Annotated in this window: 15 protein-coding genes and 2 tRNA genes; 13 read left to right on the top strand and 4 right to left on the bottom strand. The window is 48.3% G+C overall.

Annotated features, from left to right (window positions below; genetic code table 11):
- Positions 1 to 42: 42 nt before the first annotated feature.
- Positions 43 to 969 (bottom strand): LysR family transcriptional regulator, encoded by a 927-nt coding sequence (locus tag ACTHUF_RS04395; protein WP_440407238.1) that lies wholly within the window; start codon positions 967 to 969, stop codon positions 43 to 45.
- Between the two features lie 175 nt (positions 970 to 1144).
- On the opposite strand from ACTHUF_RS04395, the gene ACTHUF_RS04390 reads away from it, so the two are divergent.
- The 6 genes from ACTHUF_RS04390 (at position 1145) to ACTHUF_RS04365 (ending at position 6180) form a co-directional block, all read left to right on the top strand.
- Positions 1145 to 1894, top strand: coding sequence for a Nif3-like dinuclear metal center hexameric protein (locus ACTHUF_RS04390; protein ID WP_440407236.1), 750 nt, complete (start codon positions 1145 to 1147; stop codon positions 1892 to 1894).
- Between the two features lie 123 nt (positions 1895 to 2017).
- Entirely contained in the window at positions 2018 to 2599 is a 582-nt protein-coding gene (gene petA, locus ACTHUF_RS04385) for a ubiquinol-cytochrome c reductase iron-sulfur subunit (RefSeq protein WP_440407234.1), read from the top strand.
- Between the two features lie 18 nt (positions 2600 to 2617).
- Positions 2618 to 4141: a cytochrome b gene (locus ACTHUF_RS04380; RefSeq protein WP_168163289.1), complete on the top strand. Its 1524-nt coding sequence runs from the start codon at positions 2618 to 2620 to the stop codon at positions 4139 to 4141.
- 14 nt (positions 4142 to 4155) lie between these two features.
- On the top strand, positions 4156 to 4944 hold the full coding sequence (locus ACTHUF_RS04375; RefSeq protein WP_003748257.1) for a cytochrome c1: 789 nt from the start codon (positions 4156 to 4158) through the stop codon (positions 4942 to 4944).
- 214 nt (positions 4945 to 5158) lie between these two features.
- Entirely contained in the window at positions 5159 to 5764 is a 606-nt protein-coding gene (locus tag ACTHUF_RS04370; RefSeq protein WP_003685910.1) for a glutathione S-transferase N-terminal domain-containing protein, read from the top strand.
- Between the two features lie 11 nt (positions 5765 to 5775).
- On the top strand, positions 5776 to 6180 hold the full coding sequence (locus ACTHUF_RS04365) for a ClpXP protease specificity-enhancing factor (protein ID WP_070850837.1): 405 nt from the start codon (positions 5776 to 5778) through the stop codon (positions 6178 to 6180).
- 139 nt (positions 6181 to 6319) lie between these two features.
- Here the strand turns inward: ACTHUF_RS04365 and ACTHUF_RS04360 are convergent.
- From ACTHUF_RS04360 to ACTHUF_RS04350, 3 genes are all read right to left on the bottom strand, one after another.
- A tRNA-Ala gene (locus ACTHUF_RS04360) sits at positions 6320 to 6395 on the bottom strand.
- A 6-nt stretch (positions 6396 to 6401) separates the two neighbouring features.
- A tRNA-Met gene (locus ACTHUF_RS04355) sits at positions 6402 to 6478 on the bottom strand.
- 106 nt (positions 6479 to 6584) lie between these two features.
- Positions 6585 to 7736, bottom strand: a complete 1152-nt coding sequence (locus ACTHUF_RS04350) for a class I SAM-dependent methyltransferase (RefSeq protein WP_440407231.1) — start codon at positions 7734 to 7736, stop codon at positions 6585 to 6587.
- A 401-nt stretch (positions 7737 to 8137) separates the two neighbouring features.
- On the opposite strand from ACTHUF_RS04350, the gene mraZ reads away from it, so the two are divergent.
- From mraZ to ACTHUF_RS04315, 7 genes are all read left to right on the top strand, one after another.
- Entirely contained in the window at positions 8138 to 8593 is a 456-nt protein-coding gene (gene mraZ, locus ACTHUF_RS04345; RefSeq protein ID WP_003748265.1) for a division/cell wall cluster transcriptional repressor MraZ, read from the top strand.
- Complete coding sequence (gene rsmH, locus ACTHUF_RS04340) at positions 8590 to 9552, top strand: 16S rRNA (cytosine(1402)-N(4))-methyltransferase RsmH (protein WP_440407229.1); 963 nt, start codon at positions 8590 to 8592, stop codon at positions 9550 to 9552. The genes mraZ and rsmH overlap by 4 nt, the downstream gene beginning before the upstream one ends.
- A 61-nt stretch (positions 9553 to 9613) precedes the next feature.
- Positions 9614 to 9877 (top strand): cell division protein FtsL, encoded by a 264-nt coding sequence (gene ftsL, locus ACTHUF_RS04335; RefSeq protein ID WP_003681879.1) that lies wholly within the window; start codon positions 9614 to 9616, stop codon positions 9875 to 9877.
- A 74-nt stretch (positions 9878 to 9951) separates the two neighbouring features.
- Positions 9952 to 11700 (top strand): peptidoglycan D,D-transpeptidase FtsI family protein, encoded by a 1749-nt coding sequence (locus ACTHUF_RS04330; protein ID WP_440407227.1) that lies wholly within the window; start codon positions 9952 to 9954, stop codon positions 11698 to 11700.
- Positions 11701 to 11726: 26 nt separating this feature from the next.
- Positions 11727 to 13205 carry a UDP-N-acetylmuramoyl-L-alanyl-D-glutamate--2,6-diaminopimelate ligase gene (locus ACTHUF_RS04325; protein WP_440407225.1) on the top strand — a complete coding sequence of 493 codons (1479 nt, stop codon included), beginning with the start codon at positions 11727 to 11729 and terminating at the stop codon, positions 13203 to 13205.
- Positions 13206 to 13385: 180 nt separating this feature from the next.
- Positions 13386 to 13907 (top strand): M23 family metallopeptidase, encoded by a 522-nt coding sequence (locus ACTHUF_RS04320; protein WP_070850833.1) that lies wholly within the window; start codon positions 13386 to 13388, stop codon positions 13905 to 13907.
- A gap of 24 nt (positions 13908 to 13931) precedes the next feature.
- Positions 13932 to 14786 carry a peptidase gene (locus ACTHUF_RS04315; protein ID WP_070850832.1) on the top strand — a complete coding sequence of 285 codons (855 nt, stop codon included), beginning with the start codon at positions 13932 to 13934 and terminating at the stop codon, positions 14784 to 14786.
- Positions 14787 to 14791 lie beyond the last annotated feature (5 nt).

Below are 14791 nucleotides of genomic sequence, written 5' to 3'. Positions count from 1 at the left end.
CCGTCTGAAAATTGTTCAGACGGCCTTTTGATTGTTTCAAGTTTACATTTCCAATTCGCTCAAACCCGGCAAATCGGCAAAACAGCGGTCATGCGTGATTTGGCAGAAGTTGTCCAGATAGCCTTTGTTGGCGTCTTCCGTGCGAATGGCGGCATAAAGTTTGCTTTGCAGGCCGTCTGAAGTGATTTTGCGATGAACGACGTAGCCTTTTTCCAAATACGGCATGACCGTCCAGTAGGGCAGGGCGGCGATGCCGCGTTTGCTGGCAACCAGCTGAATAATGGCAATGGTCAGCTCGCTGTGGCGGCGCGGCGGATTAATGCCTTTGGGTAGTAGCACTTTTTTGGGCAAATCCAGCATTTCGTCGGGGACGGGATAAGTAATCAGGGTTTCGTCGATAAAGTCTTCCGCTTCCCAAACGTCTTTCTCGGCAAGCGGATGGTCTTCTGCGCAGATGCCGACCATTTCATAGGCAAACAGAGGGCGGTAGCTGATGCCGTTGAGCGGCTCAGCTTCGGAAACGATGGCAAGGTCGGCGCGGTGTTGCAGCAGCAGCCCGACCGGATCGGCTTGGAAACCGGAAACGATGTCCAATTCGACTTGCGGCCATAAGGGACGGAACTCGCCCATGGCAGGCATCAGCCAGTCAAAGCAGGTGTGGCATTCGACGGCAAGCCTGAGTTCGCCGGCTTCGCCTTCAATAATCCGCACCAAATCACGTTCGGCGGCGGCAACCTGCGGTAACAGCTCGCGCGCCAGTTGCAACAGGCGCATACCGGCCGGAGTGAAGCGCAAAGGCGTGGATTTGCGTTCAAACAAAGGCGTTTCGTAATAATTTTCCAAGGCACGGATTTGGTGCGACAGGGCGGATTGGGTCAGGAAAACCCGTTTGGCGGCAAGGGAAACGCTGCCGGTTTCTTCTAAAGCCAGCAAGGTTTTGAGATGACGCAATTCGATAATAGAGTCCATGTGTTTTCAGACGGCCTGTGGGTAAGGTGGCGTATATTAAAATAATTCATGATGATGTGCAAATGATTAATGTTGGGAATGATTGCTGAAATCGGAATGTAAGAATTTGAGGCATAAACAGATTTTGCGGTTAGAATGCGAAGCTGTTTTTGAAGATAGATATAAGGAGCGGAATATGGCTTTACGCCGTGAAATTCTGGCTTGGTGCGATGAGACATTGCAGGTCGGGCTGTTTAAGGACTATGCGCCCAACGGTTTGCAGGTTGAAGGCAAAGAAGAAATTGCCAAAATCGCCACTTCGGTTACCGCCAGCAAAGCAGCAATTGATTTTGCCGTAGAGCAGGGGGCGGATCTGCTTTTGGTTCATCACGGTATGTTTTGGAAAAGCGAGCCTGTCACGATTACCGGTTGGAAAAAAGCACGCATTGAAACCTTGCTGCAACACCAAATCAATATGGCGGGCTACCACCTGCCGCTGGACGCGCACCCACAATTAGGCAATAACGCACAGTTGGCCGAGAAACTCGATTGGGTACTCGAAAAACAATTCGGCGAGCAAAACCTGTTGAATACAGGCCGTCTGAAAACCACGCAAACGCTGGCGCAATTGTCTGAACGCATTGAGGCGGTATTTGACCGCAAGCCGACCGTTATCGGCGATGTTGAACGCGAAATCAAACGCATTGCCTGGTGCAGCGGCGGTGCGCAGGGATTTTTTCAGACAGCCGCAGACGAAGGTGTTGATGCGTATCTGACCGGTGAAATTTCCGAAGCGCAATATCATCTTGCCAACGAAACGGGTGTGGCATTTATCAGCGCCGGACACCATGCGACAGAACGTTACGGCGTCCGCGCCTTAGGCGATGCCGTGGCAGAAAAATTCGGTATCGAAGTGGTTCACTTTGATGAAAACAACCCTGCCTGAGTATTGAGCAATATCATAAAAACTTTACCTTATTTTAAATAATGCTTTGAGTATTACAACAAACTAGGTAGAATTACGCTGTTTAATGGCTCGGTATTCCCAAAAATTTAGGACGACTGAATAATGGATAATCAAGAAATCAACAACGGCCGCCGCCGTTTCCTGACACTGGCTACTTGCGGTGCAGGCGGTGTGGCGGCTCTGGGCGTAGCTACGCCCTTCGTGGCCAGCTTCTTCCCATCGGAGAAAGCTAAGGCTGCCGGTGCTGCTGTCGAAGTAGATGTCAGCAAAATCGAAGCAGGCCAAATGCTGACTGCCGAATGGCAGGGTAAACCGATTTGGCTGGTCAATCGTACAGATCAACAGCTCAAAGACTTGAAAAGTTTGGATGGCGCAGTTGTCGATCCTAATTCCGAAGTGGATCAGCAACCGGAATATGCTAAAAACGAGCACCGTTCGATCAAGCCGAACCTCCTCGTCGCTATCGGTATCTGTACCCACCTGGGTTGCTCTCCGACTTACCGTCCCGACGTTGCCCCTGCGGATTTGGGCGCAGACTGGAAAGGCGGCTTCTTCTGCCCGTGCCACGGTTCGAAATTCGACATGGCAGGCCGCGTATACAAAGGTGTTCCTGCACCGACCAACTTGGTTGTACCGCCTTACAAATATCTGAGCGATACAACTGTTTTGGTGGGCGAAGACTAAAAATAAGGAACGATAATTATGGCAAACCAAACCAATAGCAAAGCAAAAGCATTGTTAGGCTGGATGGACGCTCGCTTCCCTCTGTCTAAAATGTGGAATGAGCATTTGGCTCAATACTATGCGCCAAAGAACTTCAACTTCTGGTATTACTTCGGCTCTTTGGCCCTGCTTGTCCTTGTGATTCAAATTGTCAGCGGTATTTTCCTGACCATGAACTACAAACCGGACGGCAACCTGAACGCCTACCATCTGCCTGCTGCCTTTACCGCAGTAGAGTACATCATGCGCGACGTGTCCGGCGGTTGGATTATCCGCTATATGCATTCCACCGGCGCATCTTTCTTCTTTATCGTCGTTTATCTGCACATGTTCCGTGGCCTGATTTACGGTTCGTACAAAAAACCCCGTGAATTGGTGTGGATTTTCGGCTCCCTGATTTTCTTGGCATTGATGGCAGAAGCCTTTATGGGTTACCTGTTGCCTTGGGGTCAAATGTCCTTCTGGGGTGCGCAGGTAATTATTAACCTGTTCTCCGCCATCCCTGTTATCGGTCCTGATTTGTCCACTTGGATTCGTGGTGACTTCAACGTTTCCGACGTTACTCTGAACCGCTTCTTCGCCCTGCACGTTATCGCTGTACCTCTGGTGTTGCTCGGCTTGGTTGTGGCTCACATCATTGCCTTGCATGAAGTGGGTTCTAACAACCCTGACGGCGTTGAAATCAAGAAAAACAAAGACGAAAACGGTATTCCACGCGATGGTATCCCATTCCATCCTTACTACACCGTTAAAGACATCTTGGGTGTCGTTGTATTCCTGATTGTCTTCTGTTCTGTGTTGTTCTTTGCACCTGAAGGCGGCGGCTACTTCCTCGAAGCGCCAAACTTCGATGCAGCGAATGCGCTGAAAACACCTCCACACATTGCGCCGGTATGGTACTTCACTCCGTTCTATGCAATTCTGCGTGCGATTCCTTCGATGGCAGGTACTCAGGTATGGGGTGTAATCGGCATGGGTGCAGCAGTTGTATTGATTGCCTTGTTGCCTTGGCTGGATAAGTCACCTGTAAAATCTGTTCGTTACCGCAACAACTCTTTCAAAGTAATGTTGGCGTTGTTTGTTGTATCTTTTATCGGCTTAGGCATTCTGGGTGCATTGGTAGCAGATGATACTCGTACAGCTTTTGCTCGTGCATTCAGTGCATTCTATTTCTTGTTCTTCATCGGTATGCCTTTGCATACAAACCCTAAATGGTTGGCTGAAAAAGCTGGTGGTATTAAATATTTAATTAGCCTGTTTGTTTATGCAGCTTTAATTATTTATAACCTGTATTTAGTTGCAGTCTTGCCAAATTACATCGTTAAGGCGTTCGTTCTGGCTTACACTGTTTTCTTTGCAGCTATTCCATTCCTGAATGCGTTTAATAGCGAAAAAGCTACGCCTGAACGCGTAACCATGAGCACTACTAAACAAAAAATTATGTTCTTTGTTTACGTCGGTATTACCGTTGTTGGTGCTTACTTGTTTGCAACCAATATCTGATGAGGGCAGCGAAAATGAAACAAACTCTGAAAAACTGGTTTGCTGCCTTATTGCTGGCAGTGCCTATGAGTGCAGCCGTCGCCAGCGGCGGCCATGCAAACTATGAAAAAGTCGACATCGACCTGCGTGACCAAGTCAGCCTGCAGCACGGTGCGCAAATCTTTACAAACTACTGTTTGTCTTGCCACTCTGCAAGCGGTATGCGCTTCAACCGTCTGAAAGACATCGGTTTGACTGAAGATGAAATCAAGAAAAACCTGATGTTTACAACAGACAATGTTGGCGATGTCATGGTAGCGGCAATGGATCCGAAAGATGCTTCCAAATGGTTGGGTGCGCCTCCACCGGATTTGACCCTGATCGCCCGTTCTAAAGGTGCAGACTACCTGTACGCTTATATGCGCGGCTTCTATAAAGACCCAACTCGTCCGACCGGTTGGAATAATACCGTTTTGGCCGGCGCGAGTATGCCTCACCCATTGTGGGAGCAACAAGGTGTTCAAGCCGTTGAGTTGGATGCCAAAGGTCAGCCCGTTATGATTAAAGACGAGCATGGCAACCTGACTCCTAAACTGTATTGGGAATCTACCGGTCTGCACAGCCGTCGTCTGCCTAACGGTAAAGTAATCCAAAAAGAGTACGATGCTTATGTGCGCGATTTGGTGAACTACTTGGTATACATGGGTGAGCCTGCTCAATTGCAACGCCACCGTATCGGTTACATGGTTTTGACATTCCTGTTCGCCGTAATGTTGCCGTTGGCGTACTTCCTGAAAAAAGAATTTTGGAAAGACGTTCATTAATTCTTTTGAATCAAAAAGGCAAACCTGTTTCAGGTTTGCCTTTTTTGTTTGCTTGATTAATTTATGTTGAATTAATGAAAATCTAAAAATTGCTTAATGTAAACAGTATGTTATTTTAAATTTCTGGATTAAGTATTTGAAATTATGTATAATTCTTTCTGAATTTTTATAAGGCCTAAGGCCGTCTGAAAAGATTGATCAGGAGTAGAAGATTATGATGACTTTGTATTCGGGTATTACTTGTCCATTCAGCCAACGTTGCCGTTTTGTGCTGTACGAAAAAGGCATGGATTTTGAAATCAAAGATGTGGACGTGTTCAATAAACCTGAAGACTTGGCTTTGATGAATCCGTATAACCAAGTACCGGTCTTGGTTGAGCGTGATCTGATTTTGCACGAATCAAACATCATTAACGAATACATTGACGAGCGTTTCCCTCATCCTCAATTGATGCCGGGTGATCCTGTTATGCGCGGTCGCGGCCGTTTGGTGCTGTACCGTATGGAAAAAGAACTGTTCAGCTTGGTGCAAGTGTTGGAAAACCCTGAGTCCACCAATAAAGAACAGGCTAAAGCGCGTGAAGCCATTGGCAATGGCTTGACCCTGCTGGCACCGTCTTTTGCTAAAAACAAATATATTTTGGGCGATGACTTCTCTATGATCGATGTTGCCTTGTCCCCGCTGCTGTGGCGTTTGGACTATTACGACATCAAACTGGGCAAATCTGCCGCGCCTTTGCTGAAGTACGCGGAACGTATTTTCCAACGCGAAGCCTTCATTGAGGCATTGACTCCGGCTGAAAAAGCCATGCGCCGCTAAAGGATGGGTTTATGGCGACTTCAACCAAACCGTATTTGTTGCGCGCTTTGTATGAATGGTGCTTGGATAATAACCAAACGCCGCACATCGTCGCTTGGGTAAACGAACATACCCGCGTTCCGATGCAGTATGTGCGCGACAATGAGATTGTTTTAAATATTGGCCCTACAGCCAGCCATAATTTAAATATCGACAATGAGTGGGTCAATTTCTCTGCGCGTTTTTCCGGCGTAGCGCATGAGATTTGGATTCCGGTCGGTCATATCGTCAGTATATTTGGCCGTGAAAGTGGAGAGGGTATGGGTTTCGAGGTGGAACCATATCAGCCTGCTTCTACCAGTCCTGCTGCAACGGAAGATAAAAAAGCTGAATCTGCGGAAGAAAAACCGAAAAAAGTATTGAAGCTTGTGAAGTAATCAAAGACAAAAGGCCGTCTGAAATGTTTCAGACGGCCTTTATTGATTAGGTATTGAAGGGAAGCTCTGATGCCTTATCTGGTTATTAATTAAGCCAAACAAAAAAGCTCTTGTGTTTAACAAGAGCTTTTTTGTTTAGTGGTGGAGGTAAGCGGGATCGAACCGCTGACCTCTTGCATGCCATGCAAGCGCTCTACCAACTGAGCTATACCCCCGAAATTTGGTGGCGAATCAGGGATTCGAACCCCGGACACAAGGATTATGATTCCTCTGCTCTAACCGACTGAGCTAATTCGCCGTTTCGTGAAGTCGCTATTATAGTTTTTTTTGAATATTTGGCAAGCGCTAATTTTGGTTTTTTTTATTTCTTATTGTTTTTAAAAAATAAAAAGTAGATGGTCGAGTTATAGTTTATGGCAAATATCGCCGTGAACGAAGCCTGTCCAATCGATATCGATGTCTTTGCCAAAAGCGATCACTTTAAAAAGCTCGCCCATTTCGTGCTGATGGATCAGTTTTTGTACTGCGGCGGCGGCTTGGATGTATTCAATTGAATCCGGACTGCCGATTTGCGCCAGCAGATCAGTGATGCCGAGATTGAGCAGGAAATAAGATTGGGGCAGGTAGCCGATTAAATCCAAACCTGATTCTGTGCCGGCGCGTGCAATATCGGTGAAGTTGACATGTGCAGTCAGATCGGTCAGGCCGATGTTGAAAAATGGGTCGTGGATGGTGTGGTGGCGATAGTGGCCGATAAATGTGCCTTCTTTGCGTTGCGGATGGTAATACTGGGCGGCATCGAAGCCGTAATCGATAAATATCATGCCGCCGCGCTGCAATTTGGCGGCCAGGGTTTGGATAAAGGCATATTGTGCCGGATGCAGCTCGCTTGTGTATGAAGGGAGGGGAGGGAAATACAAGGCGGCTGTTCGTATCAGTTCGGCTTGGGCCAATGGTCTGATGGCTTCGATTAGCTTGTCATTCTCTAAGCTGACGCCAATTTGTTGAAACCCTTCATCTTGATAAATCAAGCGTTCCACCGGCATGGCATCCAATACTTCGTTGCCGATGATGATGCCGTCAAAGTGTTCGGGTAATGCGGTGAGGTGGATGACTTTTGCGGCTGCTTCGGGAGATGTGTGCTCAAGAATATGTTGACGTTGTCTTTCTGCAAGCTCTGCCGACAGCTCAATAATGTAGTAATGATTTAGGTCGTCTGAAAGATTTTGTAACAAAGTAGCGGCAAGATGGCCTGTGCCTGCACCAAATTCGTAGATATTGCCTGCTGTTTGCGGCAGTAATTCGGTAAGTTGTCTGGCAAGGGTTTGCCCGAATAAGGGAGATAGGGTGGGTGCAGTGATGAAGTCGCCGTCCGTGCCGATTTTATGGCTGCCTCCGCTGTAATAGCCGTATTTGGGTGTGTAAAGGGCAAGCTCCATAAATCGGGAGAAAGGTATCCAGTTTCGATGTTGTTCAATTTCGTTTTTGATGAGCTTAGTCAGGTGTGCTGAAGAGGCTTGTGCGTCAGGGGAGGGGAGGGGGAGTTGTGGCTTCATGACTGTTAGATAATGTAAAAAATTTGAATTTGTTTGTATATTATAGCTGCTTACGGAATGGGTGGTAATTGAGTATAAAAATACTATATGTAGTATTTCTATAATATAAATCATACTATATCTAGTATTTTATGCTAAACAAAATGCTTAATAAATCCATATGTCATTCATTATTGCGTATATAAACTATTGAATTTTAAGCATTTAGTGTTTCATTTCAGATAAGAAACGGATTTGACCTGATTGCCAAAATTTCTTATAGTGTCGGTTAGTGGGGTATAGTGGGTGAAAGTGGTTACTTTTTCCTGAAAAGTGTCCTGTTGAAGCGAAAACGAAATATTTTAGGGAGGTGGGATTTTTAATCTCACTCTGTTTTATTTTAATCGAATTTGGGGTGTGATGTGTTTGGCGGCGCTCATGAATTGAGTATGGACAGTAAAGGGCGGTTGGCGATTCCTGCCAAATTCCGTGATATTTTGCTGCGCCGTTATACGCCTGCAATTGTGGTTACCCTGGATTCCCGAAAAAAATTATTGATGTACCCGGAGCCCGTTTGGGAGGAAAAAGCCGAGCAGATTCTGAAGTTGAAAGTAGCTGGCAATGAATCTTTGCAACGGTATCAAAATCTGCTGCTGCACAATGCGGAGATTTTGGAGTGGGACAGCGCCGGACGCGTTTTGATCCCGGCCAATCTGCGCAAACGTGTGGATTTTGAAAAAGAAGTTACTTTGGTTGGCCGTGCAAACCGTATGGAGTTGTGGGGCCGCGAACATTGGGAAGAGGAAATGAATCAGGCTTTGGATATCGATCCTGACGAATTGGCTTTCCAATTGAGTCAAACGGATTTGCAATTGTGAGTAAAGTTGAAAATTATCAGCATGTTACTGTCTTGTTGCATGAGGCGGTGGATGCGTTGGCAATCCGTGAAGACGGGATTTATGTGGACGGTACGTTCGGTAGGGGAGGGCATTCCCGGCTGATTTTGTCGCGTTTGGGCGAGCAGGGTCGTTTGGTTGTTTTTGATAAAGACCCCGAGGCGATTGCGGTAGCCAATGAGCTGGCGGCGCAAGATAAACGTGTCCGTGTCATACACAATGGTTTTGAGACATTTCAGACGGCCTTGGATGAATTGGGCATCGATAAGATTGACGGTGCGCTTTTTGATTTGGGGATTTCGTCGCCACAAATTGACGATGGCAGACGCGGATTTAGTTTCCGCTTTGATGCGCCGTTGGATATGCGGATGGATCCGACCCGCGGGATGTCTGCGGCGGAATGGATTGCAACCGCATCCGAACAGGATTTACACGAGGTTATTAAGAATTATGGTGAAGAGCGGTTTAGTCGCCAGATTGCGCGTGCCATTGTTGCGCAACGGGAGGAAAGTCCCATCGATACAACCCGCAAGCTGGCGCAGCTTGTGGCGCAAAACGTCCGTACTCGTGAGCGCGGACAAGACCCTGCAACGCGCACCTTCCAAGCAGTTCGCATCTTTATTAACCGCGAGCTCGAAGAGGTAGAGGCAGTTTTGCCGCAGGTTGCAGGCCGTCTGAAAGAGGGTGGACGCTTGGCTGTCATTGCGTTCCATTCTTTGGAAGATAGAATTGTGAAGCAGTTTATTAAAAAATATTCGCAACATGCGCCTTTGCCCCGTTGGGCAGTGGTCAAGGAAGCGGATTTGCCTCAGCCGCCTTTGAAGGCTGTGGGCAAAGCAATCAAACCGGGTTCGGCAGAGACTGAAGCCAATCCGCGTGCGCGCAGTGCGGTTTTGCGTGTGGCGGAGCGCAGTAGCGGCGAATTTTCGGTTGTTGACTAGGGAAGCGTTTCGGCATTGTCGCAAGGGATGTTTCTGTTGACAGGCCGTCTGAAAGTTTGAAATGGGTAAGTTGAATATTTTATTACTGGTTTTGGTGACGGTTTCGGCCTTTGCCGTAGTGTTTAAGCAAAACCAGTCGCGCTTGCACTTTATCGAGTTGGATAAGGCGCAAAAGCGGGAAATTCAGTTGGAACAGGATTACGCGCGCTTGAAGCTGGAGCAGGCAAGATTGGCCAACCACAAACTGATTAAAGTGGCGGCCGAAAAGCAACATCTGCTTCCGCCGGGTGCGCATAATACGGCTATGCTGGAACGCAAAAAATAAGAATATAGCCTTGTTTTCAAGGTGTTTACGGGAATTAATAGCTCACTGAGCAGCTAAGTCATGAGAAGTCCAACATGTTAATTAAGAACGAATATAAACCTCAAATGCTGTCTGGAACCACAAAAACAAAAAAACCGTTGACAAGTAACGGACGTATCGGTTTGGTGCTGGGTGCCGTTGCGCTGGCATTTACCGGTCTGTTGGTGCGCGGGGTTTATCTGCAAACCAGTCAGCATGAGTTTTTGAAAAATCAGGGCGACCAACGTTTTGTGCGCACGCTTCCGCTGCCTGCATCACGCGGTATGATTACCGACCGTAATGGTGCTACATTGGCGTTGAGCGCGCCTACCGAATCATTGTATGCCATGCCTTCCGGTATGGAGGAAATGCCGACTGACGAGCAGTTGGAGAAACTGTCGGCCATTGCCGATGTGCCTGTTGAAGTGTTAAAAAATAAATTGTCTAAAAAAGACAAAGGCTTTATCTATCTGAAGCGTCAACTCAGCTACGAAAAAGCTGAAGAAATCAAGGCATTGGGCATTAAAGGCATCGCATTCCAAAAAGAATTGAAACGCCATTACCCGATGGGCAATCTGTTTGCGCACGTTATCGGTTTTACCAATATCGACGGCAAAGGTCAGGAAGGCTTGGAGCTTTCCCGCGAAGACAGCCTGCGCGGCGAAGATGGTGCGAAAGTCGTATTGCGCGACAATAAAGGCAACATCGTAGACAGCCTCGACTCTCCGCGCAACAGCGTGCCTAAAAACGGCCAAGACATGATTTTGTCTTTGGATCAGCGCATTCAGACGCTGGCTTATGAGGAGTTGAACAAAGCTGTGGCTTATCACAAGGCCAAAGCGGGTACGGTTGTGGTATTGGATGCGCAAACCGGCGAAATTTTGGCTTTGGTCAACAGCCCGGCTTACGATCCGAATCAACCGGGTCAAGCCAATAGCGAACAGCGCCGCAACCGCGCCGTAACCGATATGATCGAACCCGGTTCTGCCATGAAGCCGTTTACCATTGCCAAAGCGCTGGATTCCGGCAAAGTGGATACGACCGATACATTCAATACCCTGCCTTACAAAATTGGCCCGGCCACCGTACAAGACACCCACGTTTATCCTACTTTGGATGTACGCGGCATCATGCAAAAATCTTCCAACGTCGGCACCAGTAAGCTTTCTGCCATGTTTACGCCTAAAGAAATGTACGATTTTTATCATGATTTGGGTGTGGGCGTGCGTATGCATTCAGGCTTCCCGGGTGAAACGGCAGGTTTGTTGAGAAGCTGGCGCAGATGGCAAAAAATCGAACAGGCAACCATGTCTTTCGGTTATGGCCTGCAATTGAGCCTGTTGCAATTGGCGCGTGCCTATACTGTCTTGACCCATGACGGCGAATTGTTGCCGGTCAGCTTTGAGAAACAAGCGGTTGCCCCTAAAGGCAAGCGCGTCATCAAAGCTTCTACCGCAAAAAAAGTGCGCGAGTTGATGGTTTCCGTTACTGAAGCCGGCGGTACCGGTACTGCAGGTGCGGTGGATGGTTTCGACGTAGGTGCGAAAACCGGTACGGCGCGCAAACTGGTCAATGGCCGCTATGTGGATAACAAACACGTCGGTACGTTCATCGGTTTTGCTCCGGCTAAGAATCCACGCGTGATTGTGGCCGTTACCATCGACGAGCCGACTGCAAACGGCTATTACGGCGGCGTGGTTGCCGGTCCTGTATTCAAAGAAATCATGAGCGGAAGCTTGAACATCTTGGGCGTTTCTCCAACCAAGCCTTTAAGTAATGCCGCTACTGTCAAAGTACCGTCATAATCCAAACAATCAAAGAGATATTGTTTATGTTCAGCAAGTTAACCCCCTTGGCTGAAACCAACTTTCCGCCTCTGCTGTGTGAAAACGCAGCAGGGCGTTTGTTGCATTCAGACAGCCGACAAATTAAGCAAGGTGACATTTTCGTTGCCTGTCAGGGCGAATATTCAGACGGCCGCAGTTATATCCCCGCTGCCATTGCCAACGGCGCGGCTTTTGTTTTTTGGGACGACGACGGCAAGTTCACATGGAATCCCGAATGGAAAGTGCCCAATCAAGGCATCAAAGATCTGAAACATCGCGCCGGTATGTTGGCGGCACAAGTTTACGGCAACGTTTCAGACGGCCTCAAAGTCTGGGGTGTAACCGGTACCAACGGCAAAACCTCTATCACACAATGGCTGGCGCAAGCTGCCGATCTATTGGGCGAAAAAACCACCATTATCGGTACGGTCGGCAACGGTTTTTGGGGCGCATTGGAAGAGACCACACATACCACCCCCGCCCCCGTCGATGTCCAAACCCTGCTCTACCGCTTCCGTCAACAAGGCGCAACAGCCGCCGCGATGGAAGTCTCCAGCCACGGCCTTGACCAATCGCGTGTCAACGGCGTGCCATTCCGCAGTGCAATCTTCACCAACCTCACCCGCGACCACCTCGATTACCACGGCACGATGGAGGCCTACGGCGCCATCAAGTCGCGTCTGTTTTACTGGCATGGTCTGCAACACGCCATCATCAATGTCGATGATGAATACGGCGCAGAACTTGCAGGCCGTCTGAAAAAAGACTGTCCCGATTTAGCCGTTTACGGCTATGGTTTCAGTGAACACGCCGATATCCGCATTACCGATTTCACCGCTTCTTCAGACGGCATGGAAGCCGTATTCCAAACCCCATGGGGCGAAGGAAAATGCCGCACCCGTCTGCTCGGACGGTTCAACGCGCAAAACCTCGCCGCCTGCATCGCCTTGCTGTGTGCCAACGGTTATCCGCTTGATAAAGTATTGGATGTGCTGGCAAAAATCCGTCCCGCCTCAGGCCGCATGGACTGCATCATGAACAGCGGCAAGCCCCTAGTCGTCGTCGATTACGCCCACACACCTGACGCATTGGAAAAAGCACTCTCCACCTTGCAGGAAATCAAACCGCAGGGTGCGGCTTTGTGGTGCGTATTCGGTTGTGGCGGCAACCGAGACCGTGGCAAACGCCCATTGATGGGCGCAGCAGCCGTGCAGGGCGCAGATAGAGTTGTCGTAACCAGCGACAACCCACGCTTGGAAAATCCACAAGACATCATCAACGATATTTTGCCTGCCGTCCCTAACCCTGAACGCGTCGAAGTTGATCGTGCCGTTGCCATCCGTTATGCGGTTGAGCAGGCTGCCGCGAACGACATCATTCTGATTGCCGGTAAAGGGCATGAAAACTATCAGGATGTACAAGGCGTGAAACACCATTTCTCCGATTTTGAAATCGCAGAAAAAGCATTGGCAGAGCGCGGATAGACCATATCACAAATGTTCAGACGGCCCGAAACCTTAAGGCCGTCTGAAAAAGATTTAACCATACAAAACAAAAGCAAAACGACACACGCATTACGGCACGTCAGCCATTAAACCCATCACAGTTGTTTGTTCCAGAAGACTTTTTAACAAGGCCGTCTGAACAACAAGGAGACCGATTTGATGCTGAAAATGCCGACAAAAACCTTATTAATCAGTGCAGCCGTAGTTTTATTCGCAGGCTGTGCCACCAAACAACTTCCGCGCCCCAGTGCCGAAATCGAACAATTGAGGGCGCAACAGCCTCCGGCCGAGCAAAGCCTGCCTAATCCCGTTAAAGGCAAACGGTTTGACGACACTTGGGGCGCGGCGCGCAGTCAGGGGCGCAGGCATGAAGGTGTGGATATTTTTGCCAAGAAAAATACGCCGATACGCAGTACCACGCCCGGTATCGTCACCAAAATCGGGCGCAACCGATTGGGCGGTAAAGTTATCGGTATCCAAGGGCCGGGTGCGTGGCATTACTATGCCCACCTGAATAAATTTGCCCGTATCCGCCTGTATGAGCGAGTAAAAGAAGGGCAGGTCATCGGCTATGTCGGTAAAACCGGCAATGCCAGGACTACACCGGCCCACCTGCATTACGGCGTGTATCTGCCGAGCGGTGCGGTGAATCCGTATCCGCTGATTAATCAGAGCAGATAGGCCGTCTGAACAAGATTTGAGAGTATGAACGCAAAGAAATTGGTTAAGGCAACGAATATCGTCGGCATGGTGGCAGTCGTGCTGCTGGTGTACTGGGTATTTGTTCTGATTCTATCCAATGTTTTCGGGCTTAAGGTATTCCGCGAATACATTACGGAAATTTTCCTGATGAGTATTTTGGGGATTTTTGCCGTGATGGCGGGTGCCTTGATATTGAATATCATGCTGAATTTGACCCGTATTGCCGAGCGAGGACAAGAGGAAGAAAGCAAAGGCGGTCGGAAAACCTTATATTTGTTGTTGGCCGTATTTCCCGTTTTGGCCGCTTTGCTATTTGGCGGAAATTATCTGACTGTCCAGAAAAAACGTCAGATTTTGACTCAATCGCTAGAGCGTATCGTTAAGGATAACCCATCGCAAATCAACGCGTTGGCAGATTATCGTTTTGACTTGGCGTACATCAAAAAAGCGGCGTTAATCCTTGAGCTGATGTCGAAGGAAGATTCTGCCTTTAAAGCCGCTACGGTGATTGTGCCGGATACGATAGGTAATAAACAGGTTTATTTGGCTTTCTCAGCCGATTCCCAGTTAAGTGGGATTGATGAGCAGGCACCCAATGCTCAGGGAGTAGGCGATGATAATGGTTTTGTCGTTACTCGGAATGGCAATAAAGAAACAATCAGCAAAACGCAATATCTTTATGCTCCGCATTTGAGCGAGCGTGAATACTTGCAAAGAATATTTGCCGGACAAACAAATGAAATACGTTATGAGGTAAAAGACGGCAATTACAGCCTCTGCCACCCTTACCGTAAAAACGGTAAAACCATCGTATTGTGTTTCTCCGATTATCAGGAGTACGGAAAAATCGGTAGCTGAGTGTG

Source organism: Neisseria sp. P0024.S006 (assembly GCF_051956595.1).
Taxonomy (GTDB): Bacteria; Pseudomonadota; Gammaproteobacteria; order Burkholderiales; family Neisseriaceae; genus Neisseria.
This window is presented reverse-complemented; position numbering and strand designations above follow the sequence as displayed.